Here is a 21,861-nt window from a genome sequence, read left to right as displayed (position 1 = left end):
AGGTGAGGAATGTTGATCAGTTACCGCCGAACATATCCTTAATCCAGCCTGCAACGCCGTCGCTTTTCTCTTGCTGTGGCTGTTGCTGCTGTTGTTGCGGCTGCTGCTGAGGCTGCTGCGGCTGACTTCCCCCCTCAAACGGATTGGTGTTCTGCGGCTGCATAGCCTGGCTCTGCTGACACAACGCATCCGGGTCAGTCGTCCAGACCGGAAGCTCGCGCATTCCACCGCCGCCACAGATGAAGTTGCCGTTGCCATCTACGCCCATATTGGCGATATCTTCCGGCGGCGTCAGATCCAGGGGGATTGGCGACTCGTTCGCAAGATAGCGCTGATAAATGGACATCGCACCGCTGGCCCCGTACAGCCTGGTCGGCTGGTTGTTATCACGTCCTACCCAGGTAATCACCACTTCACGTCCGTCAATCCCGGCAAACCAGGTGTCGACGTTGTTGTTGGTGGTCCCGGTTTTCCCGGCCAGATGCAGGTTCGGATATTTCGCCCCAAGCTGACGGCCAGTGCCGCGTTGAACAACCTGCTGCATCGTCCACAGCGTCATGTATGCAGCCTGAGCAGGCACCGCACGTTCTGCCTGAGCGTAGCTCTGATACAACACTGTCCCGTCTTCTGCGATGACCGAACGCAGCGCGGAAAGCGTTGCCCGGTTACCACCGCTGGCGATGGTCTGGAAAGCCTGTGCTACCTCAATTGGGGTCAGGTTAAGCGCCCCAAGCAGCATCGCAGGAACCGCGTTTAGCTGTTCTTTCGGCGCCCCCAGTTTTTCCCAGGTATCGGTCACAGCTGGCAAGCCAATCGTCATCCCGAGGTTCACCGTTGGCACGTTCATGGAACGGGTCAGCGCATCCACCAGCATCACCTGACCGCTGAAACTCTTGTCGTCGTTCTGCGGAGACCAGGTCTGGCCGTTAGACAGGCGAATCGTGACTGGCGCATCAGCAATCCAGGTGTTCAGACGATAGGTGTTCGGCTGGCTCAGCGCGGTCAGATAGGTCGCGGGTTTTGCCAGAGAACCAATTGAACGACGCGCCTGCATCGCACGGTTATATCCGGCAAACTGCGGCTCTGCGCCACCGACCATCGCACGAACTTCACCCGTGTTGCGGTCGACAATCACCATCGCGGTTTCCAGGTCACTGAGCTTACGCTGTTTCTTCAGCGCGGGAATGCCTTCGGTCGCCGCTTTCTCGGCTGCATCCTGGGCCACAGAGTCGAAGGTGGTGAAGATTTTCACGCCGGAAAGATCTTTCACTTTATCGCCAAGTTTCGCCTGCAGTTCCTGACGAACCATCTGCATAAACGCTGGCTGTGGTGAAATCACGCCACCGCGTGGCTGCACGCCTAACGGACGAGCACTCAGCATGTCGTACAGTTCCTGATCGATGACCTTCTGCTGTTGCAGCAGGCGCAGGACCAGGTTACGACGTTCGAGCGCCAGTTTCGGGTTACGCCATGGGTTGTAAATGGACGCCCCTTTCACCATCCCGACCAGCAACGCCTGCTGATCAAGGCTCAGCTCTTCCACCGGACGGCCGAAGTAGTACAGACTTGCCAGCGGGAAACCGCGAATTTCATTGTCGCCGCTCTGACCGAGGTACACCTCGTTCATGTACAGTTCAAGAATGCGATCTTTGCTGTAACGCGCGTCCATGATCAGCGCCATGTACGCTTCGTTCGCCTTACGCCAGTAAGAACGTTCGCTGGAGAGGAACAGGTTTTTCACCAGCTGCTGCGTGAGGGTACTTGCCCCCTGCACCGTCCGGCCCGCCACCAGGTTCGCTAATACCGCACGTCCCATCGAGTAGAAGCTGATGCCGTCATGCTCGTAGAAATGGCGGTCTTCTGTCGCAATGAGCGTGTCGATCAGCAAGTCCGGGAACCCGCTACGCGGCACGAACAGACGCTGCTCACCGTTCGGGGAGGACATCATGGTTATCAAACGTGGATCGAGACGGAAGAAACCGAACTGGCGGTTGTTATCCATGTTGGTGATCGAATCCAGATGATCGCCATCGAAGGTCAGACGCGCGCGCACCTGCCCTTCTTTGCTGTCCGGGAAATCAAACGGACGGCGGATCATCTCGATGCTGTTCGCCTGCACGGTAAATTCGCCCGGACGGGTCATCGCGGTGACCTGGCGATACTGGGTTGCCGTCAGCAAACGAACCATCTCGTTTTTGCTGACCGGCATATCCGGCTCAAGGCTGACCATACGACCATAGACTGCCGCAGGCAACTGCCAGACTTTACCGTCGATACGGTTACGGATTTTCTGGTCTAAATAGACGCCATAAATGGCGAGCAGCACCGCAAAGACAATACCGATCTTGACCAGCAACCATAGCCAGCGACGTTTGCCCTTCGGTTTTTTACCTTTGCCTTTTCCATTACGCGGCATGGGTTCTTCATCCTCGTCATCATATTCGTACTCATCGTCGTACTCTTCATCCCTGAGACGACGACGGCTAACCTTTTGCTTTGCCGGACGTGCAGGCTTGCCTTTGCGTCCAATCGGCTCGCGGTCATTCCCCGCCATACTTTTTCTCCGCTAAATTCAGGCGTAAGCGCCTGATTCTCTTTTCTTTCACGCTACGGTTAAAGAAGAAATCTCTCAAAAACAGACTGCAAGCCTTACCTTTTGAGGTAAGGCTTTAGTGTTTGCGCCCTCTCGAGGTAAACAGCAAGGCTTGCTTAACGAGCAAGCCTTTAGTGTTTGCTCCCTCTCCCTGTGGGAGAGGGTCGGGGTGAGGGCATCAGGCCGCATCACATCACACTTATCCCCTCACCCTAGCCCTCTCCCCAAAGGGGCGAGGGAACCGTACGGTGCGGGTTTTGACTTTCTCCCTGTGGGAGAGGGCATCAGGCCGCATCAATCCAACCCTTTGCCGGGCGGCACTGCGTTGGCCCGGCCTACAAATGCATTCCCCTTGTTAAGAATACTTTTTCGTCCGCCGGGTCGGTGCGGTGTTCGCCGGATCATCCGGCCAGACATGTTTCGGATAGCGCCCTTTCATCTCTTTTTGCACTTCTCGATAGGCTCCGGCCCAAAACGCGCTCAGGTCACGCGTGATTTGCAGTGGGCGCTGTGCAGGCGAAAGTAGCTCCAGCACCAGCGCGACGCGGCCTTGCGCTATTGTTGGCGTTGCCGCTTCGCCGAACATTTCCTGCATCCGCACGGACAACACCGGCGGGTTCTCGGCATCATAGCGCAGGGCGATCCGGCTTCCGGTCGGCACAGTGTAATGTGCAGGCAGCTCACTATCCAGTCGTTGACGTAGTGACCAGGGTAATAAGTCCTGCAAGGCCTGGCTGACATTCAACGCTTTTAAGGCTTTCAGGGAATGAACGCCCTGCATATGCGGCAGTAGCCAGCTTTCCAGCGTCGCCAGCAAGGCTTCGTCATCAACGGCCGGCCAGCGTTCTTCCGGTAACCAACGGGCAGCGCATTGAATGCGTAAGCGCAGTTGCTCCGCGTCGGGCGTCCAGTTAAGCACACTAAGCCCTTTATCCCGAATGCCATTCAGCATCGCCTGGTGCAGCTCTTCTTCAGAAGGTTTTGCCAGCGGCTGCACTTTCACGGTCAGTTGCCCAATCTGGCTGCGCCGCCAGGCCTTTAGCGTGCCCTGATTTTCGTCCCATTCGATGGTGTCTGATTGGCTCAACAGTGACGGGCAGGCCGCCACAAGAGCCTCAATATCTACCGCAACGGCCTGCAATATCCTCGCATCCGGTGACTGGCTGCCCTGCAACAGCAACGGCGCAATCAGCCATTCATGACGACCCAACGCATCGTCGGCATCTAACATGGCGCCCATGCCGTTCGCCAGTTGGTAGTGTCCTTCCTGACCACGACGGCGAGCAATTCGGTCGGCAAAACCCTGGGCGAGTAAGACTGGAATGCTTGCAGCATCAGGTGATCCAGCGGGATTATTCAGCCGCTGCGCGAGCGTTTTGGCACGCTGCATCCAGTTTGGCTGATTACGCGAGAAGGCGATGCCTAAGTCAGCATTGCCTCCGCGCGGCGGCTCTTCAAGAATTGCCGCGAGCTTTGTGGCTGTCGCAACCTCTTCCGGCGTTTTGGCTGCCACCAGCATCGCCGCCAGACGAGGATCGTTGCCCAGCGCCGCCATCTTTTGTCCACGCGCGGTAAGCTGTTTTCCGTCAAAAGCACCCAGTTGCACCAGTAATTTTCGCGCAGCGGCCAGATTGGCAACAGGCGGCTGATCCAGCCAGCTCAACTGAGCCGGTTCCTGGCAGCCCCACTGCAACAGCTCCAGCGTCAGTCCACAGAGATCGCTTTGTAAAATCTCCGGCTCGCCCTGCACAGCCGCACGTTCAGCCTGCTCTTTGCCTGTCAGATGTAAACATATACCAGGCTCAAGACGCCCTGCGCGACCTGCACGCTGAGTCATGGAGGCCTGACTCACGCGCTGGGTGATTAGACGCGTCAACCCGGTTCTCGCATCGAAACGCGCGACACGTTCCTGAGCACAATCCACAACCAGCCGAATGCCTTCAATGGTCAGGCTCGTTTCGGCGATGTTGGTGGCCAGAACCACTTTTCTCTGCCCTTTTTCCGCGGGCAGAATCGCTTTACGCTGCTCGCTCAACGAGAGCGCGCCGTAGAGCGGACAAAGCACAACATCTGACGAGACGCGCCCTGCAAGCTGTTCCTGCACGCGTTGAATTTCCCCTACTCCGGGTAAAAACAGCAGCAGCGAACCGGATTCTGCACGCAACAGTTCGGCCGTCGCAATCGCGACAGCTTCATCAAAACGTTGATGGGAAGGCAGCGACTGATAGCATCGCTCGACGGGAAACGCCCGGCCTTCAGAAATCACCACCGGGGCATCAGGCAATAAGGTTCGCAGACGTTCATTATCCAGCGTGGCCGACATGATCAGCAGCTTGAGGTCATCACGCAGCCCGGCCTGCACGTCCAGCAGCAAGGCCAGCGCCAAATCGGCCTGCAGGCTACGTTCGTGAAATTCATCGAGGATAACCAGGCCAACGCCCGCCAGTTCCGGATCGCGCTGGATCATGCGCGTGAGTATGCCTTCGGTCACCACCTCCAGACGGGTGTTTTTACCGACACAGGTTTCTGCACGCATACGATAGCCCACAGTTTCACCCGGCTTTTCATTGAGCAGTTCCGCCAGACGCTGGGCAACGTTACGTGCTGCCAGCCGCCGTGGTTCGAGCAGGATAATTTTCCCCTCAATCGCCCCTTGCTGAAGGAGTTGCAACGGCAGCCAGGTGGATTTCCCTGCCCCGGTAGGCGCAGTCAGCAAAACCTGTGAAGCGCGACGAAGCGCCTGAAGCAGTTCAGGAAGGACGGCGGCGACAGGTAATGTGGACACAAAAGACTCCAGGGGTGACTTTAAACGGCTCCGCATTGTAGCATTGCGCTAAATCATTACCGAGCCTTGTTCATGTCAGATTCCCGAAGACTGTTTTTCGCCCTTGAGCTTCCCGGCGAGACGCAGCAGCAGATTATCCAGTGGCGTGCCGACCATTTCCCGGCTGAGGCCGGGCGGCCCATTGCCGCCGCTAATCTGCACCTGACGCTGGCATTTCTGGGCGAGGTAAGCGCTGACAAACAACGTGCGTTAGCGGCGATGGCCGGGAGAATTCGCCAGCCAGGGTTTACGCTGAACCTTGATGATGCCGGACAGTGGCTACGTTCACAGGTGGTGTGGCTCGGCACTCGTCAGCCGCCTCGGGGTTTATTGCAGTTGGCGAATATGCTCCGTTCCCAGGCGGCCCGCAGCGGCTGTTATCAAAGCCCTCAACCGTTTCATCCGCACATCACGCTGCTGCGTAATACCGCGCATGCCGTGCCCATTCCGCCGCCAGGCTTTGGCTGGCAAGTGCCTGTCACGGAGTTTGCACTGTACGCCTCTGAATTTACCCGTGGCCGCACCCGCTATACGCAGCTTGAGCGCTGGACGCTAACCGAATAAGGATACCCATGCAGTTTCTGCCCCCGTTAAAACCCGCCCGCCTGATCCAACGCTATAAACGCTTTTTGGCCGATGTCATTACGCCTGAAGGGGAAGAACTAACGCTGCACTGCGCCAACACTGGCGCAATGACCGGTTGTGCGACGCCGGGAGATACCGTCTGGTATTCCACCTCTGACAGCAAAACGCGCAAATATCCGCATACCTGGGAAATCACCGAGACGCAGACCGGGGCATTTATTTGTGTCAACACGTTACGCGCCAATCAGTTGGTCAAAGAGGCGATTCAGACGGATGCGATTCCGGAGCTTTGTGGCTATAGCGTGTTGAAAAGCGAAGTAAAATACGGTGATGAGCGCAGCCGAATTGATTTTCTGTTACAGGCAGATGATCGCCGTAACTGCTATATTGAAGTGAAATCGGTCACGTTAGCGGAACAAGAGTACGGTTATTTTCCCGATGCGGTGACTGAGCGTGGTCAGAAGCATTTGCGAGAATTAATGAGTGTGGCGGCCTCAGGCGATCGAGCCGTGGTGCTATTTGCGGTTCTTCACTCTGCCATTACCCGTTTTTCACCCGCGCGCCATATCGATGCCAGGTACGCGCAATTATTGAATGAGGCAAAAAACAAGGGGGTTGAAATTCTGGCTTATAAAGCGGAACTTTCTGCCGATACGATGACTCTGAAAGAGCCGTTGCCTGTTGTGTTATCACCGGCCAACGACTGAACAATAAATGTGCTGGTCGCGTGCGCAAATACGCTTTTCTTCACAGCATTGTCAAGTGTAACGTTTAGATAATTGCTATCCGGAAAAGCATCTGCTATTTATAGCGGCCTGATTTTTCCCCCACATGGGGATCGATAGTGCGTGTTAAGGAGAAGCAACATGCAAGAAGGGCAAATCCGTAAAACATCGTCCCTGAGTATTCTCGCCATCGCTGGGGTGGAGCCATACCAGGAGAAGCCGGGTGAAGAGTATATGAACGAAGCCCAGCTGTCTCACTTCAAGCGTATTCTTGAAGCGTGGCGTAACCAACTCAGGGATGAAGTTGATCGTACCGTGACACATATGCAGGATGAAGCTGCCAACTTCCCGGACCCGGTAGACCGTGCCGCACAGGAAGAAGAGTTCAGCCTTGAACTGCGTAACCGTGACCGCGAACGTAAGTTAATCAAAAAGATCGAGAAGACGCTGAAGAAAGTCGAAGACGAAGATTTCGGCTACTGCGAATCCTGCGGAGTGGAAATTGGTATCCGCCGTCTGGAAGCGCGTCCGACGGCCGATCTGTGCATTGACTGCAAGACGCTGGCGGAAATTCGCGAAAAACAGATGGCTGGCTAAGTCATTCGCATCGCATCACCCTCATGGCGGGAGCCCTCTCCCGCCTTGTTCTTTTCTGAGCCTAAGACATGGCAAAATCTGATTATATAGGGCGCTTTGCGCCTTCCCCGTCCGGCGAACTCCATTTTGGCTCATTGATTGCTGCTCTTGGCAGCTACCTGCAAGCGCGAGCCAACTTTGGAACATGGCTGGTTCGCATGGAAGATATTGATCCCCCTCGTGAAGTTCCCGGTGCCGCAGAGACCATTTTGCGTCAGCTGGAACATTACGGCCTGCACTGGGATGGTGATGTGCTTTGGCAATCGCAGCGTCATGAGGTCTATCGTGAGCGGCTCGCATGGCTGAAGGCGCAAGGGCTAAGCTATAACTGTACCTGCACTCGCGCACGTATTCAGAGCGTCGGAGGCACTTACGACGGTCACTGTCGTCAGCTTCATCTCGGCCCTGAAAACGCGGCGGTTCGCTTGCACCAGACGCAGCCAGTTTTGCAGTTTGCAGACAGGCTGCGCGGCACCATAACCACGGACGAGCGTCTGGCACGAGAAGATTTTATTATTCATCGTCGCGACGGCTTATTTGCCTACAATCTGGCCGTGGTGGTCGACGATCATTTTCAGGGCGTGACGGAAATCGTCCGCGGGGCCGATTTAATTGAGCCGACCGTACGGCAAATTTCGCTTTATCGTCATTTTGGCTGGCAGGAACCTGGCTATATTCATTTACCGCTGGCGCTCAATAGCGATGGCAACAAGCTTTCAAAACAGAATCATGCACCTGCGCTTTCCGCCGGTGACCCACGTCCGGAAATTATCCGGGCTTTACAGTTTCTAAATCAGGATAGCGTTAATGACTGGCGGGATCTGGCACTCGAGGATCTGCTGAAAATGGCGGTGGCGAACTGGAAGCTTTTTAATTCGTTAGCCTGAATAATTCGTGTCACAGCCAGACTGCAAGTGAGTGCAGCCAACACCCCTGTGGCTCGAAGTCTCCAGGCTAACGGAAATCCAGCATTCTCAAATGGTCTCTGCTGAGCTATGATTAGCCGCAATTTTTTGTCCATACTCTACTTGACGACTGACACGATAACCGAGGTGTAACATTTTTACCCGAGTCGCTAATTTTTGCCGTAAGGTGCTAACCCGTGAAGAAACCGGGGCTGAAACCGTCGACGCAAAACCAGAAATGACGGTCATCCCGCGTGAGCAGCACGCTATTTCTCGCAAAGATATCAGTGAAAATGCCCTCAAGGTGCTCTACCGTCTGAACAAAGCGGGCTACGAGGCTTATCTCGTGGGCGGCGGTGTCCGCGACCTGCTGCTTGGCAAAAAACCGAAAGATTTTGACGTGACCACCAGCGCCACGCCGGAACAGGTGCGTAAATTGTTCCGTAACTGCCGCCTGGTCGGTCGCCGTTTCCGTCTGGCCCATGTCATGTTTGGCCCGGAAATCATCGAGGTCGCCACTTTCCGTGGTCATCACGATGGCTCACCGGACGATCGCGCCACTTCTCAGCGCGGCCAAAACGGCATGCTGCTGCGCGATAATATCTTCGGCAATATCGAAGAAGATGCTCAGCGTCGCGATTTCACCATCAACAGTCTCTATTACAGCGTGGCTGATTTCACCGTACGTGATTACGTCGGCGGCATGCGCGATTTAGACGACGGCGTGATTCGCCTGATTGGTAATCCGGAAACCCGCTACCGCGAAGATCCGGTGCGGATGCTGCGCGCCGTGCGTTTCGCCGCCAAGCTGAACATGAACATCAGCCAGGATACTGCCGAGCCGATTCCGCGCCTGGCCACGCTGATTAACGACGTGCCACCGGCGCGTTTGTTTGAAGAATCGCTGAAACTGCTGCAGGCCGGTTATGGGTTTGAAACCTATCAACTGCTGCGCGAATACAGCCTGTTCCAGCCACTGTTCCCGACCATCACCCGCTATTTCACTGAAAACGGTGATAGCCCGATGGAACGCATCCTCAGCCAGGTGCTGCGTAATACCGATAACCGCATCCATAACGATATGCGCGTGAACCCGGCGTTCCTGTTTGCCGCCATGTTCTGGTATCCGCTGCTGGAAACGGCTCAGCGCATTGCGCAGGAAAGTGGTCTGGCTTATTACGACGCTTTCGCGCTGGCGATGAACGACGTGCTGGATGAAGCCTGCCGTTCACTGGCTATCCCAAAACGTATTACCACGCTGGTGCGTGACATCTGGCAACTGCAGTTGCGCATGTCTCGCCGTCAGGGCAAACGCGCCTGGAAGTTAATGGAGCATCCAAAATTCCGTGCGGCGTACGATCTGCTGGCTCTGCGTGCAGAAGCCGAAGGCAACCGCGAACTGCAAAGTCTGGCGCAGTGGTGGGGTGAATTCCAGGTGGCTGCTCCGCCAGCCCAAAAAGACATGCTGAACGGTCTGGATGAAGAGCCTGCTGCTCGTCGTCGCCACCGCCGTCCTCGCAAACGCACCCCGCGTTCAGGCAGCAGCGCGTGACACGCGTTTACATCGCCGTCGGCAGCAATCTGGCATCACCGCTCGATCAGGTGAATGCGGCGATTGCTGCGCTCGGCGAGATCCCACAGAGCCGCATTGTGGCGGTCTCTTCGTTCTACCGCACGCCACCGCTTGGTCCGCAGGATCAACCTGACTACCTCAATGCCGCGGTTGAACTCGAAACCGGGCTTCAGCCTGAAGCACTGCTGGATAACACCCAGCGCATTGAATTACAGCAAGGCCGTGTTCGTAAAGCTGAACGCTGGGGGCCACGCACGCTGGATCTCGACATCATGCTGTTCGGCGATGAAGTCATTAACACCGAGCGCCTGACGGTTCCCCATTACGACATGCATAACCGTGGCTTTATGCTGTGGCCGCTGGCGGAAATCGCCCCCGATCTCCATTTCCCCAACGGCACATCATTGTCCTCACTGCTGCAAGCGCTTAACAGCACAAAACCTGCACACTGGTAAACGGTAAAACGATTGCCCGCCGGGGCCTGCCTGATACAATGCCGTTAGATTCGGCTTTCGTTATCAGGAAACGCTATGAAACCCACCACCATTTCCCTGCTGCAGAAATGCAAACAGGAAAAGAAACGCTTTGCCACCATCACCGCTTACGACTTCAGCTTCGCGAAACTGTTCGCCGACGCCGGCATTAACGTCATGCTGGTCGGTGACTCGTTGGGCATGACGGTTCAGGGGCATGACTCCACGCTGCCCGTGACGGTAGAAGATATCGCTTATCACACCCGCGCGGTTCGCCGTGGTGCGCCAAACTGCCTGCTGCTCTCAGACCTGCCGTTTATGGCGTACGCCACTCCTGAGCAGGCTTTTGAGAACTCCGCCGTTGTCATGCGTGCTGGCGCGAACATGGTCAAGCTGGAAGGCGGTGCGTGGCTTGCGCCAACGGTAAAAATGCTAACCGAGCGCGCAGTACCGGTATGCGGGCATTTAGGCCTGACGCCGCAGTCCGTCAATATCTTCGGCGGTTATAAAGTGCAGGGGCGTGGCGATGCCGCGCAGACGCTGTTTGATGATGCGCTGGCACTGGAAGCCGCAGGCGCGCAGCTGCTGGTGCTGGAATGCGTGCCAGTGGAACTGGCAAAACGCATAACCGAAGCCCTGACCATTCCGGTGATCGGCATTGGTGCCGGCAACGTCACCGACGGCCAGATTCTGGTGATGCATGATGCTTTCGGCATTACCGGCGGACATATCCCTAAATTTGCTAAAAATTTCCTGACCGAATCGGGCGACATGCGCGCTGCCGTGCGGCAGTATATTGACGAGGTCGAGTCCGGGGCTTATCCGGGCGAAGAACACAGTTTCCATTAAGGAGTTTGTTGTGTTGATTATCGAAACCCTGCCGCTGTTGCGTCAGCATATCCGCCGTTTACGTCAGGAAGGCAAACGCATCGCGCTGGTGCCGACCATGGGCAACCTGCACGACGGTCACATGAAACTGGTTGATGAAGCCAAAGCCGCCGCCGATGTGGTGGTGGTCAGTATTTTCGTCAACCCGATGCAGTTTGACCGTGCCGACGATTTAGCGCGCTACCCGCGTACCCTGCAGGAAGATAGCGAGAAGCTGAACAAACGCAAAGTGGATTTCGTTTTTGCCCCTGCGCCTGCGGACATTTACCCGCAAGGCATGGACACTCAGACGTTTGTCGATGTACCGGGCATTTCTACCATGCTTGAAGGCGCCAGCCGCCCAGGCCATTTCCGCGGCGTGTCCACCATCGTCAGCAAGCTGTTCAATCTTGTTCAGCCGGATGTCGCCTGTTTTGGCGAGAAAGATTTCCAGCAGCTAGCGCTGATCCGCAAGATGGTAGCGGATATGGGCTATGACATTGATATCGTTGGCGTACCAACGGTTCGTGCCAAAGACGGGCTGGCGCTGAGTTCCCGTAACGGTTATCTCACCAGCGACCAGCGCAAAATCGCGCCGGGCTTAAGCAAAGTGATGAATGCCATTGCTAAAAAACTTCAGGCGGGCGAGCGTGACGAGCAAGAGATGATTGCGCTGGCGGAGCAAGAACTGAACGACAAAGGCTTCCGTGCCGACGACATTCAGATTCGTGATGCCGACACCCTGCTGGAGCTGTCTGAGACCAGCAAACGCGCGGTTATTCTGATGGCGGCCTGGCTGGGTCAGGCACGTTTGATCGACAATAAAACGGTTGAATTATCCCAGTAGACAGGGGTTAAAAAACGGGCAATACTGCCCTCAACACCTGCCCGGCGGCACTCGCGTTTGCCGGGCCTACGTAGGCCGGGTAAGCATAGCGCCACCCGGCAAAGCACCAGGACAGTAAAGGTAAAGTTATGATTCGCACTATGCTGCAGGGCAAACTCCACCGCGTGAAAGTGACTCAGGCGGACCTGCACTATGAAGGCTCCTGCGCTATCGATCAGGATTTCCTCGACGCGGCAGGGATTCTGGAAAACGAAGCCATTGATATCTGGAACGTGAGCAATGGCAAGCGCTTCTCCACCTACGCCATCGCCGCAGAACGCGGTTCACGCATCATTTCCGTGAATGGTGCGGCAGCGCACTGCGCCGCTGTCGGTGATATCGTGATTATCGCAAGCTTTGTCACCATGTCCGACGCCGAAGCCCGCACATGGCGTCCGAATGTGGCCTATTTCGAAGGCGACAACGAAATGAAACGTACCGCCAGGGCGATTCCTGTTCAGGTTGCCTGAGTTTTACCCCTGCGGCTGATTGCTGATCAGCCGCGACATACTCTCTAACGAATCCGTTCTTAATATGTATAACCGCTTCAATAAGAACGGATTATCACCCGGCTTCACTTTCCCTTTTACCGTCGTCACCGCCATATGGAATCCCGCGTCATTCGCCGCCTGAACCGCTGTAGCATTGTATCCGCCAAACGGATACGACAAGTACAGCACGTGCGGGTTGAACTGGTTTAGCGCCCGACGCGAACGCTCAAAATCAAACAAGATGTTGTGATAGCTGCGGCTCAGTAAAATCGGGTGATGATCACCGTCCACGCGGTGCAGGAAATGGGTATGAGACTGAATATCAAACACATCCTGGATCTGTTCGAGTTCTGAAATACTCATAAACTGCAGTGATTTCGGCCCCCACTTCTGCGGATAGCGCTTGATACGCGAAGAGATGATAAACGTGGTCGCTTTGAAGCCATACTCTTTGAGAATGGGATAGGCGTAACGATTGACCGACTTCAGGCCGTCATCAAAGGTAATCACTACCGAACGCGCCGGCAGGTTCATCTTGTTACGCACATAGCCTTCAAGCTGGTACATCGTCAGCGTGGTGTAGCCCTGATCGCGCAGCCACGTCATCTGGTTGCTGAAGGCACGCACGGAGGTCGTGGTCGAGGTGTGACGAAAACGGGTGTTTTCTTCATCGCGCAAAATGTGGTGGTAGGTGAGGATCGGAATGCCGTTATCTTCCTGCGCATCCAGGCTGCTGACCCATGCCAGACGGTTACCGATACGGATTTGATACCACGTCTGGTGCAGACCATCTTTCAGCTTGCTGATAATGGGGTAACGCAGGTTATCGGCCAGCACGCCAAACGGCGCACTGCCCGCATTGGGTGCGTTGTACACCGGTGTATCACGCCAGGTCACCAGGTTTTGATTGCTCAGCGGTTTGTTCAGATCACCGAGCGAGTCTTCCACACGCTGATTCCCCTGCACGGGTTCCAGATGGCCTTTGTCGATAAAGCCCGTGCCAAACCCGAAGCTAAACTCATAGTAGTCAGCATGGGTCGGCACGACGGCAAGAATTTGCCCGGCGCGTACATTCCCGACCGTCACCACATCATTGCCCACCTGCGCCCAGATAATGGCATCTTCTGTGGTTTGCATGTAGCGGGCAGGCAGCCCGTGCTGGCTAAGCAGACTGGCGCTAACGCTGCCAGAAAGAAGGAGAAGAAATGAGAAAATAACGCGAATCAGCATGCGCTCAGAACCGAACCGAAACGATAAGTCAGTGAATAGTGTAACAAAAGCACCATCAATACCAATGGTTAATTGGCATACAGGTCATGCAGCAACACAAACGGCGGATGCTTTTGCTGCTGATGCCAGAGACTGGTCACTTCCTGGCCGCCCTGCGCCACGATCGCTTCCCGGAACGCCTCGCTACTGTGCGTCTCCCGCAGCGATACCATCGATTCAAGCAGTGAATAGCTGATACCGGAGATCACTTCGCAGTGCGAGTGTTTGTGGCTCATCAGTGCAGCCGTTCGATACGGCGCAGCACCAGTAATGTCCGTCAGAAAAATAACGCCGTCACCCGAATCCGCCTGATGCAGCGCATCACACATCATGCGGCTGAGCGTGTTGGTGCTCAGGCCACGCCAGTAGTTAACCGCCCGGCATTGCACCAGCGGCCCACATTTCTTTTCCAGACGATCCAGTAGCACTTGTGCGCTGTCATCGTGACAGGCAATCACCCAACCCAACATAGTCCGGCTCCTTAGCAGGCAAGTAGTTTAGCGGAGTGAAAATTGAGGAGGGGTGAGATCGATCAAGAGTTCACCCCTCTCCATGCGAAGAAGGGCAAAATCATTAGCTACGCAGGCCGCGACCACGCTGGATTAAATACCAGCACAGGATATAGAACGCGATGATAAACACTGCCAGCACCGCCACGGTGGTGAACAGCGGCACATCGGTAATACCGAGGAAGCCAAAGCGGAAGCCGCTTATCATGTAGACAATCGGGTTAAGGTGCGACAGCGCCTGCCAGAACGGTGGCAGCAGCGTCAGCGAGTAAAACACCCCGCCCAGATAAGTCAGCGGCGTCAGCACGAACGTTGGGATCAGGCTGATGTCGTCAAAGGTTTTGGCAAACACGGCATTCAGCAGACCCGCCAGCGAGAACAGCACCGCCGTCAGCAGCAGCGTCAGCGCCACGAACAGCCAGGAGTGCACCTGGAATGGCACGAAGAACAGCGAAATCGCCGTCACCAGAATTCCCACACATAGCCCACGCGCCACGCCGCCGCCGACATAACCCGCGATAATGACATGCGTTGGCACGGGTGCCACCAGCAGCTCTTCAATGTTGCGCTGGAACTTGGCGCTGAAGAACGAAGAGGCCACGTTGGCATAGGCGTTAGTGATCACCGCCATCATGATCAGGCCCGGCACGATAAACTGCATGTAGGAAAAGCCATGCATATCACCAATCCGGGAGCCAATCAGGTTACCGAAGATGATGAAATAGAGGGTCATGGTGATGACCGGCGGAACCAGGGTCTGGATCCAGATTCGCATAAAGCGATTGATCTCTTTGGCCCAGATACTTTTCAGCGCCACCCAATACAACTGCATCATGCCTGCTCTCCTGACTTATTGTGAACCAGCGTGACGAACAGCTCTTCCAGGCGGTTGGCTTTGTTACGCATACTCAATACCTGCACGCCCTGCTCGCTCAGCTGAGCAAAGACGCTGTTGATCCCCTGCTCGCGCAGGACTTCCACTTCCAGCGTGGACGTATCCACCAGACGGTACTGGTAGCCATCCAGCTTTGGCAGCGGGCTTTTCACCGCCAGATCGAGAATAAAGGTCTCGGACTTCAGCTTCGACAGCAGATTTTTCATTGAGGTGTTTTCGACCAGTTCACCGTGCTGAATGATGCCGATGTTGCGGCACAGCATTTCGGCTTCTTCCAGATAGTGAGTGGTGAGAATGATGGTGGTGCCTTTATCATTGAGATCTTTCAGGAAGCCCCACATCGAGCGGCGCAGCTCGATATCCACGCCTGCCGTCGGTTCATCGAGGATCAGCAATTTTGGCTCATGCATCAGCGCACGGGCAATCATCAGACGGCGTTTCATCCCCCCCGATAACATCCGTGCACGTTCGTTGCGTTTTTCCCACAAATCGAGCTGCTTTAGATACTTTTCGCTACGTTCAACCGCTTCTTTACGCTCAACGCCGTAGTAGCCCGCCTGGTTTACAACAATCTGCTGCACGGTTTCAAATGGGTTGAAGTTGAACTCCTGCGGCACCAGCCCAAGCTGGCGTTTGGCGTTCACCACCTCTTTATCCAGGTCGTAACCAAAGACGTTCACCTGGCCGGAAGACTTGTTGACCAGCGAACTGATTATCCCGATGGTGGTGGATTTCCCCGCACCGTTAGGCCCGAGCAGGGCATAAAAATCCCCTGCCTCGACCTTCAGGTCAATGCCACGCAGCGCCTGAACGCCGCCTGGATAGGTCTTTTTAAGCTGTTTTAGTTCAAGTGCAATACTCATTCAATTTCTCTTTTTAAAATCTTGCAATCGATGTGTGGTTTTAAATAAAGCCGAGTTGACCTATATTAGCGCAACGCACTAACTTGGTTACAGGTCATTAACCTCCATGAAAGACATAGATACACTCATCAGCAACAATGCACTATGGTCAAAAATGCTGGTGGAAGAGGATCCCGGTTTTTTTGAAAAACTGGCGCAGGCGCAGAAACCGCGCTTTCTATGGATTGGATGCTCCGACAGTCGCGTCCCTGCGGAACGCCTGACGGGTCTGGAACCTGGCGAACTTTTTGTTCACCGTAACGTGGCCAACCTGGTCATCCATACCGATTTGAACTGTCTTTCTGTGGTTCAGTATGCGGTAGATGTGCTGGAAGTCGAGCACATCATCATCTGTGGTCACTATGGCTGCGGTGGCGTACAGGCAGCGGTAGAGAACCCAGAGCTGGGTCTTATCAACAACTGGCTGCTGCACATCCGTGATATCTGGTTCAAACACAGTTCCCTGCTGGGCGAAATGCCTCAGGAACGCCGCATGGACACCCTGTGCGAGCTGAACGTCATGGAACAGGTCTACAACCTCGGCCACTCCACCATTATGCAGTCAGCATGGAAACGTGGGCAGAAAGTGAATATCCACGGCTGGGCTTACGGCATTCACGACGGCCTGCTGCGCGATCTCGACGTGAGCGCGACCAACCGTGAAAGCCTGGAACAGGGCTATCGCAAGGCGCTGTCCAACCTGCACACACGTATTAACCACAAATAAAAAAATCCCGGACGCTTAGCGTTTCGGGATTTTATCAAAAAAGCCGGGTACCAATCAGTTTAACTGACCGGCTTTCCTCTTATTTCGCCAGGGGATGTAATGTCAGCGTATCTTCTGCTGTTAACCGCTGACGCATGTACCAGGTCATTTCCTGCTGCTGTGCAGTAACAGGCGTGTCATTCAATCTGACTTCACAGAGGCGTAAGTCCGACCAGCACTCCAGTATCAGCGTTTGCAGCGAAAGTTTTCCGTACTCAACCTGCAGGCTCGCCCCCTGCTCATCCCACGAAATGCTTCCCCATGCGCCATCGACAGCCCAGAAGTAACGCTGCTCTCCATCACGGGTGACAGGACGAAATGCCAGTTGCCCTCGCGGCAGATCGCAGGTGAAACCGCTGAAAGCATGCAGTAGCGAATAGCTGGCCATAGAACGCGCATAATGGCTGCCGCATTCCATTTCGTTCCATGGATTTCGTTTCGCCCCATCATATCTGTCTCGTATCGCGCGGACGATCTCAACCCCCTGCGCGATCATCCCTTCCTGAATCATGTGCGCTGCGACCTGATATTCAAAACCGCACATATTTTCTTCTGCGTAAGGGATGCCGAGCCACGGCTTATCACCTTTTGGCCACTCGCAAATCACGACACCCTTTTCCTCATTCACCGCAAATAACCGACAAGGGTTCCAGCGTTCATCCGCAGACTGGAAGTTATAGCGCCAGATGGCTTCCAGGGCACTTTTCACTTGTTGCTTATCAAAAATCTCTCCAAGACCGCACAGGTTGGCATGCCACTGCGCAATAACCTGATCGATCGCGCATCCATTGCCTATCTGATAGTTAATCTCTTGTTTTTCCTCATTCCAGTAAAAGTCATACAGCGTTCCTTCATCCAGATTCCACGTTTTTTCTGTCTCGATAAAGTAAGGATCCAACACGTCACGCTGCCGGAGGTTATCCGTCTGGCAATAGTATTCCCCGTTAAATAACGCACTATCGCAGTAGCGTTTACCTTGTATAAAGAGAGTGTTCCACTGCTGTTGGGTCTCAGGCTCCCCCATCAATACAGCCATTTCAGCCCCGCATTTCAGTGCCGCAAGCCAATAGCCAGTAAGCCAGCTGTTTGCCCCAAACAACTCCATATCCAGGGTGTGATGCTGACGCCCGGAAATCACCCCTATGCGATTGAGATCCCATTTGTCCGGGTTTTCAGGATCCCAGGCAAAGGCAATCATCGCTTTTACCGCTGGCCATTTTTCTCGTAGCCACGCATTATCGCCGCTGATTTTCCAGTCGCGATAAATCTTGATCACCTCGCCATACTGACCGTCAACACAGGCGCGGAAGTCAAATACTGACTGGCCTAACGGCAGCATCAACCTGAAGGCCAGGCTGCCGTCAGGGCGCAGGTTATAGCGCTGATTAAGGTCACGCATACTGCGTTCAAGCTGTGGAAACAGATACGGTAGCGCGTAAGCATAATTCCAGACATGAAGACAGGACCCCTCACAGCTGCCTATGTTGTCCAGTCCTCCCTCGAAACCATAGAACTCCCCTTCCTCCAGCCGCAGGCAGGTAGGTGTTTTCAGCGTAGAAAGGTTGGCGCTGATAGCTTCTTTCACCACTTCAGGCAACGTGGAATGCTCAAGTTGCCGGGCAAATCTCTCACTCCATTTCACCAGTTCCTTCCAGTGCTGAAACGCATAGCCAACCACCTGCCCTGCTCCCGTAAACTGAGTGGCATAGTAATTCCGCCAGGTTTCTTCACCGCGGTAATCCTCATAACGAAGAACTTCTTCAGTCTGTTTGTCATACCAGCGTTGCCAGAAGTTATAATTTCGTGGGAAATACCAGCCGATAACAAAACGCACATTTTTGCGTTCACCCGGTGCCAGCGTAATATGGGCTGCCAACGTGCTGGTATCATGATGGAGCGCAGAAGGCTCGTCATACTGCCTGTCGCAGAACCTTTCCTGCTGGAGAAATTCACGCCAGAATATTGACAAGCTGTCAAACCAGGTCCCCCTGTACCAACACTGCTGCCAGCTTACGTCCTCCGCATCAGTGCCAATACACATCTCTCCGAATCGCGGATCGCTGTCTGGATAGACATTCTGGCTGAAGTCCATCCGATGCACGCCGTCTTCATGATGATGACTGTTGCGCGTATTGCCTTGCGCCAGCGGATTATTCACCGAAAGGGCAATGCTGTAATCCAGCGTGTCTGCAGTGGTGTTTTCAATTTCGATATCAAAAAAAGCTGCCGGAATGCTGGAATTTTTATCATCACCAGGAATAAAGGGGTTAAAACCCACCAGGCTGACGTTGCCGGGAAATCGCGCATCAAAAAACTGAACCTTGCCGAAAGGATAATTACCGCAAAAGGTGTTTTCTTTAAAATGCGGCATACCCGCGAGCGTTTCACTATCAGGGCCAAAACCAAATCCGGCATGCATTTTCTTTAACCGTTTGCTCAAATGGTAATTGCCCGTCAGTCGCTCCTGAATAGGACCATGAAGAACTCTGGCATCTACACATTCCCCCTGTTTACTGGCTTTAACAGCAATATGGCTATAGCCGTTATTACGCCCTTTATCTGGATGGTTAAAAATTTCCCAGTCAACAAGTCGGCCATTCCCCGCAAGGCTGATACAACCAGCGCCAATCCCCCCCATGGGCAAAGCAATTTCACGAGTATGCGAAGCGGTATAAACTTTCATTTTTACTCCTCACCTTATTCCGTGGTGCGTTCTCTCAACGCCATAACAATCTCTTCGCAATGGCTTTCTATTAATTCGTAGCGAATCAGGAGAAAACTCATGGAGATAAACAAGGCACCAGGCAGTAAGGTAAAGGCTATATTAATACCGTTTGCCGCAGTTGTGGTCTGTTCTACATTAGGTATATAACCAACCCATGCCAGAATGAAGCCGGTCAATGCCCCACCTACAGCACCTGAAAATTTAAGCTGGAACATATTCAATGAGAAGATCATGCCTTCTGCACGCTTGCCATTTTTCCATTCGTTATATTCAATGGTATCCGGCAACATTCCACCCAGCGTGACTCCCAGAATGCCCAGAAAGAAATTCGGGATACAGTGCAAAATAATCGCCCATGATACGGGTAATAAGGTCACAAACCACAGCAGACAACAAGCAGAACCTAAAAGAATGGCAGACCCCATGCACAGCTTTTTCTTGCCTAATCGTCGAACAAATACCGTGGCAAAAACAGCCCCAATAACTGTGACAAAAGTTGATGCACCAAGGAATGTCGCCATCGCGGCTTCACTGTGAAAGAGGTATTTAAAATAATAGAGACCGAATCCCACGCGGGCTGAAATGACGAAATTAAAACAAATCCAGAACCCCATCAGGATAACCAGAGGACGATTATGTTTTATCAGCCAGAGATAAAGTGAGGCGGAGTGGCGTTCTTTATTTCCAGTAATATAGTTTTCTTTCACATTCGCAACAGTAAGCATTGCCGTAGCAAAAAAGAAAAGGGCATAGCAACCTGCCACCATCGACCAGTTATCTTTGAAGATCAACAGTAAAGGGATCGTTATCAGACTGGCAATCCATTGGCCAACCATCGCCCCGGAGCGCGTTGTAAAAACAAGACGGTTACGCTGCTGCGGATCTTTAGTCACCACTGTCGCTAATGCGAAAAGAGGGACATCAAAACAAGTAAATGCCGTACTTAACAAAAAGTATGTGATATAGGCATAAATAACTTTTCCTTGTAGGGAAATATCCGGCACAGAGAAAGTTGCAAACAGAGCAATGCTCCCTACCGTCGCGCCCAGTACCAGATAAGGTTTAAATTTCCCATACCGGGTATGCGTATTATCAATCAATACTCCCCAGATAAGATCCGAGGCGGTATCCCAGATACGAGTAACTAAAAATAGCGTTCCCACCGTTTGGGCAGGCAGGCCAACATAATCGGTATAGTACATCATCAAAAATGTGACGATCATGATAAAAATAAAGTTGTCACCTGCGGCACCCAACGTATAACTCACTAACGTTCGCCGAGACACTTTATCCATTGCACTGACACTGTAACCGCTGCTCATTTTAAACTCCTTCTTTACTGGTACAGCTAAATCCAGAGTAATGAAATGAAATCCATAAACTTACGCTATCTTTCGAATCACAGCCTAGCACGGTCAACAATACGATAAATGGTTTTGTTTTGTTTCTGTGAGTGTGATCGTCATTCAATAAAAAAGAATATTGAAAACAAAACGAAAGCCTCATAAAAATAAAAAGAAGGGAATGAAAATAAATGGGGGAAACAAGGAAGGACAGTTATCACGATTGACGCTGACAGGCGCTGCGTCAGCGTCAGAAAATGTTTGTTTATTCGTCGAGCAGCACCACTTTGCCCACGTAAGGCAGATGGCGATAACGCTGAGCGTAATCAATCCCGTAGCCGACAACAAACTCATCAGGAATGGAGAAGCCGACGAATTCTACCGGCACGTCGACTTCACGGCGGCTTGGCTTATCCAGCAGCGTACAAATCGCCAGAGACTTCGGCTCGCGCAGGCTGAGGATTTCACGCACTTTTGACAGCGTGTTACCGGAATCGATGATGTCTTCAACGATCAACACATCTTTGCCGCGAATATCTTCATCGAGATCTTTGAGGATTTTCACATCACGGGTGGTCGACATACCGCTGCCGTAGCTGGAGGCCGTCATAAAATCGACTTCATGGGAGACGTGCACTTCACGGCACAGGTCTGCCATAAACATAAATGAGCCACGCAGCAGGCCAACCAGCACCATCTCGCTGCCGCTGTCCTGATAACGTGCGGTAATGTCACGGCCCAATTCGGCAATACGCGCTTTGATCTCCGCTTCCGGGATCATCACTTCAACAGTCTGTTTCATTTCACTAACCATCTGATTTCAGAGATAAATCTCTCAACCCCGTAGCCACTGGTCTACGGCATTGATCGGCAAGCCATGCAGTATACCAGCAA

At 53.7% G+C, this 21,861-nt stretch carries 19 protein-coding genes; 10 read left to right on the top strand and 9 right to left on the bottom strand.

The window, feature by feature from the left end:
* Nucleotides 1–16: 16 nt before the first annotated feature.
* Together mrcB and hrpB are read right to left on the bottom strand one after the other, a co-directional pair.
* Nucleotides 17–2,554, bottom strand: coding sequence for a bifunctional glycosyl transferase/transpeptidase (gene mrcB, locus ACLW56_RS16550; protein ID WP_330984839.1), 2,538 nt, complete (start codon nt 2,552–2,554; stop codon nt 17–19).
* A gap of 394 nt (nt 2,555–2,948) precedes the next feature.
* Nucleotides 2,949–5,378: an ATP-dependent helicase HrpB gene (gene hrpB / locus ACLW56_RS16545; RefSeq protein WP_330984838.1), complete on the bottom strand. Its 2,430-nt coding sequence runs from the start codon at nt 5,376–5,378 to the stop codon at nt 2,949–2,951.
* 72 nt (nt 5,379–5,450) lie between these two features.
* On the opposite strand from hrpB, the gene thpR reads away from it, so the two are divergent.
* The 9 genes from thpR to panD all read left to right on the top strand — a co-directional run bounded on the left by thpR (nt 5,451) and on the right by panD (nt 12,537).
* The gene (gene thpR / locus ACLW56_RS16540) at nt 5,451–5,981 is read left to right on the top strand and encodes an RNA 2',3'-cyclic phosphodiesterase (protein ID WP_330984837.1); all 531 of its coding nucleotides are present in this window, start codon (nt 5,451–5,453) and stop codon (nt 5,979–5,981) included.
* An 8-nt stretch (nt 5,982–5,989) separates the two neighbouring features.
* Nucleotides 5,990–6,709 carry a DNA/RNA nuclease SfsA gene (sfsA, locus tag ACLW56_RS16535; protein WP_330984836.1) on the top strand — a complete coding sequence of 240 codons (720 nt, stop codon included), beginning with the start codon at nt 5,990–5,992 and terminating at the stop codon, nt 6,707–6,709.
* Between the two features lie 159 nt (nt 6,710–6,868).
* Nucleotides 6,869–7,324, top strand: coding sequence for an RNA polymerase-binding protein DksA (gene dksA, locus ACLW56_RS16530; RefSeq protein WP_097162920.1), 456 nt, complete (start codon nt 6,869–6,871; stop codon nt 7,322–7,324).
* Nucleotides 7,325–7,392: 68 nt separating this feature from the next.
* A complete protein-coding gene (gene gluQRS / locus ACLW56_RS16525) occupies nt 7,393–8,250 on the top strand; it encodes a tRNA glutamyl-Q(34) synthetase GluQRS (protein WP_330984835.1) in 858 nt (285 codons plus the stop codon).
* Between the two features lie 172 nt (nt 8,251–8,422).
* Entirely contained in the window at nt 8,423–9,820 is a 1,398-nt protein-coding gene (pcnB, locus tag ACLW56_RS16520) for a polynucleotide adenylyltransferase PcnB (protein WP_330984886.1), read from the top strand.
* Complete coding sequence (gene folK / locus ACLW56_RS16515) at nt 9,817–10,296, top strand: 2-amino-4-hydroxy-6-hydroxymethyldihydropteridine diphosphokinase (protein ID WP_330984834.1); 480 nt, start codon at nt 9,817–9,819, stop codon at nt 10,294–10,296. The genes pcnB and folK overlap by 4 nt, the downstream gene beginning before the upstream one ends.
* Nucleotides 10,297–10,371: 75 nt before the next feature.
* Entirely contained in the window at nt 10,372–11,163 is a 792-nt protein-coding gene (gene panB, locus ACLW56_RS16510; RefSeq protein ID WP_330984833.1) for a 3-methyl-2-oxobutanoate hydroxymethyltransferase, read from the top strand.
* Nucleotides 11,164–11,173: 10 nt separating this feature from the next.
* Nucleotides 11,174–12,028, top strand: coding sequence for a pantoate--beta-alanine ligase (panC, locus tag ACLW56_RS16505; protein WP_330984832.1), 855 nt, complete (start codon nt 11,174–11,176; stop codon nt 12,026–12,028).
* A 128-nt stretch (nt 12,029–12,156) separates the two neighbouring features.
* Nucleotides 12,157–12,537: an aspartate 1-decarboxylase gene (gene panD / locus ACLW56_RS16500; RefSeq protein WP_330984831.1), complete on the top strand. Its 381-nt coding sequence runs from the start codon at nt 12,157–12,159 to the stop codon at nt 12,535–12,537.
* A 3-nt stretch (nt 12,538–12,540) separates the two neighbouring features.
* On the opposite strand, the gene ACLW56_RS16495 is transcribed toward panD, so the two are convergent.
* The 4 genes from ACLW56_RS16495 to ACLW56_RS16480 form a co-directional block, all read right to left on the bottom strand.
* Nucleotides 12,541–13,788: a polysaccharide deacetylase family protein gene (locus ACLW56_RS16495; protein WP_330984830.1), complete on the bottom strand. Its 1,248-nt coding sequence runs from the start codon at nt 13,786–13,788 to the stop codon at nt 12,541–12,543.
* Between the two features lie 68 nt (nt 13,789–13,856).
* A complete protein-coding gene (locus tag ACLW56_RS16490) occupies nt 13,857–14,297 on the bottom strand; it encodes a PTS sugar transporter subunit IIA (protein WP_330984829.1) in 441 nt (146 codons plus the stop codon).
* A gap of 103 nt (nt 14,298–14,400) precedes the next feature.
* A complete protein-coding gene (locus ACLW56_RS16485; RefSeq protein WP_330984828.1) occupies nt 14,401–15,171 on the bottom strand; it encodes an ABC transporter permease in 771 nt (256 codons plus the stop codon).
* Entirely contained in the window at nt 15,168–16,094 is a 927-nt protein-coding gene (locus tag ACLW56_RS16480) for an ABC transporter ATP-binding protein (protein WP_330984827.1), read from the bottom strand. The genes ACLW56_RS16485 and ACLW56_RS16480 overlap by 4 nt, the downstream gene beginning before the upstream one ends.
* Before the next feature lie 106 nt (nt 16,095–16,200).
* Here ACLW56_RS16480 and can point away from each other — a divergent pair, with 106 nt between their 5' ends.
* Nucleotides 16,201–16,860, top strand: coding sequence for a carbonate dehydratase (gene can, locus ACLW56_RS16475; protein ID WP_330984826.1), 660 nt, complete (start codon nt 16,201–16,203; stop codon nt 16,858–16,860).
* A 79-nt stretch (nt 16,861–16,939) separates the two neighbouring features.
* On the opposite strand, the gene ACLW56_RS16470 is transcribed toward can, so the two are convergent.
* The 3 genes from ACLW56_RS16470 to hpt all read right to left on the bottom strand — a co-directional run bounded on the left by ACLW56_RS16470 (nt 16,940) and on the right by hpt (nt 21,769).
* Nucleotides 16,940–19,582, bottom strand: coding sequence for a GH116 family glycosyl-hydrolase (locus ACLW56_RS16470; protein WP_330984825.1), 2,643 nt, complete (start codon nt 19,580–19,582; stop codon nt 16,940–16,942).
* 14 nt (nt 19,583–19,596) lie between these two features.
* On the bottom strand, nt 19,597–20,946 hold the full coding sequence (locus ACLW56_RS16465) for a glycoside-pentoside-hexuronide (GPH):cation symporter (RefSeq protein WP_330984824.1): 1,350 nt from the start codon (nt 20,944–20,946) through the stop codon (nt 19,597–19,599).
* A 286-nt stretch (nt 20,947–21,232) separates the two neighbouring features.
* Nucleotides 21,233–21,769, bottom strand: coding sequence for a hypoxanthine phosphoribosyltransferase (gene hpt, locus ACLW56_RS16460; protein WP_330984823.1), 537 nt, complete (start codon nt 21,767–21,769; stop codon nt 21,233–21,235).
* Nucleotides 21,770–21,861: the final 92 nt, after the last annotated feature.

The organism is Pantoea sp. sgz302252 (assembly GCF_047713085.1).
Taxonomy (GTDB): domain Bacteria; phylum Pseudomonadota; class Gammaproteobacteria; order Enterobacterales; family Enterobacteriaceae; genus Scandinavium.
This window is presented reverse-complemented; position numbering and strand designations above follow the sequence as displayed.

Excerpts from the sequence above, each read along its gene's own strand:
- mrcB (WP_330984839.1), bottom strand. The coding sequence starts at position 2,554 with ATGGCGGGGAATGACCGCGAGCCGATTGGACGCAAAGGCAAGCCTGCA.
- thpR (WP_330984837.1), top strand. The coding sequence starts at position 5,451 with ATGTCAGATTCCCGAAGACTGTTTTTCGCCCTTGAGCTTCCCGGCGAG.
- sfsA (WP_330984836.1), top strand. The coding sequence starts at position 5,990 with ATGCAGTTTCTGCCCCCGTTAAAACCCGCCCGCCTGATCCAACGCTAT.
- dksA (WP_097162920.1), top strand. The coding sequence starts at position 6,869 with ATGCAAGAAGGGCAAATCCGTAAAACATCGTCCCTGAGTATTCTCGCC.
- gluQRS (WP_330984835.1), top strand. The coding sequence starts at position 7,393 with ATGGCAAAATCTGATTATATAGGGCGCTTTGCGCCTTCCCCGTCCGGC.
- panB (WP_330984833.1), top strand. The coding sequence starts at position 10,372 with ATGAAACCCACCACCATTTCCCTGCTGCAGAAATGCAAACAGGAAAAG.
- panD (WP_330984831.1), top strand. The coding sequence starts at position 12,157 with ATGATTCGCACTATGCTGCAGGGCAAACTCCACCGCGTGAAAGTGACT.
- ACLW56_RS16495 (WP_330984830.1), bottom strand. The coding sequence starts at position 13,788 with ATGCTGATTCGCGTTATTTTCTCATTTCTTCTCCTTCTTTCTGGCAGC.
- ACLW56_RS16490 (WP_330984829.1), bottom strand. The coding sequence starts at position 14,297 with ATGTTGGGTTGGGTGATTGCCTGTCACGATGACAGCGCACAAGTGCTA.
- ACLW56_RS16485 (WP_330984828.1), bottom strand. The coding sequence starts at position 15,171 with ATGATGCAGTTGTATTGGGTGGCGCTGAAAAGTATCTGGGCCAAAGAG.
- ACLW56_RS16480 (WP_330984827.1), bottom strand. The coding sequence starts at position 16,094 with ATGAGTATTGCACTTGAACTAAAACAGCTTAAAAAGACCTATCCAGGC.
- can (WP_330984826.1), top strand. The coding sequence starts at position 16,201 with ATGAAAGACATAGATACACTCATCAGCAACAATGCACTATGGTCAAAA.
- ACLW56_RS16470 (WP_330984825.1), bottom strand. The coding sequence starts at position 19,582 with ATGAAAGTTTATACCGCTTCGCATACTCGTGAAATTGCTTTGCCCATG.
- ACLW56_RS16465 (WP_330984824.1), bottom strand. The coding sequence starts at position 20,946 with ATGAGCAGCGGTTACAGTGTCAGTGCAATGGATAAAGTGTCTCGGCGA.
- hpt (WP_330984823.1), bottom strand. The coding sequence starts at position 21,769 with ATGAAACAGACTGTTGAAGTGATGATCCCGGAAGCGGAGATCAAAGCG.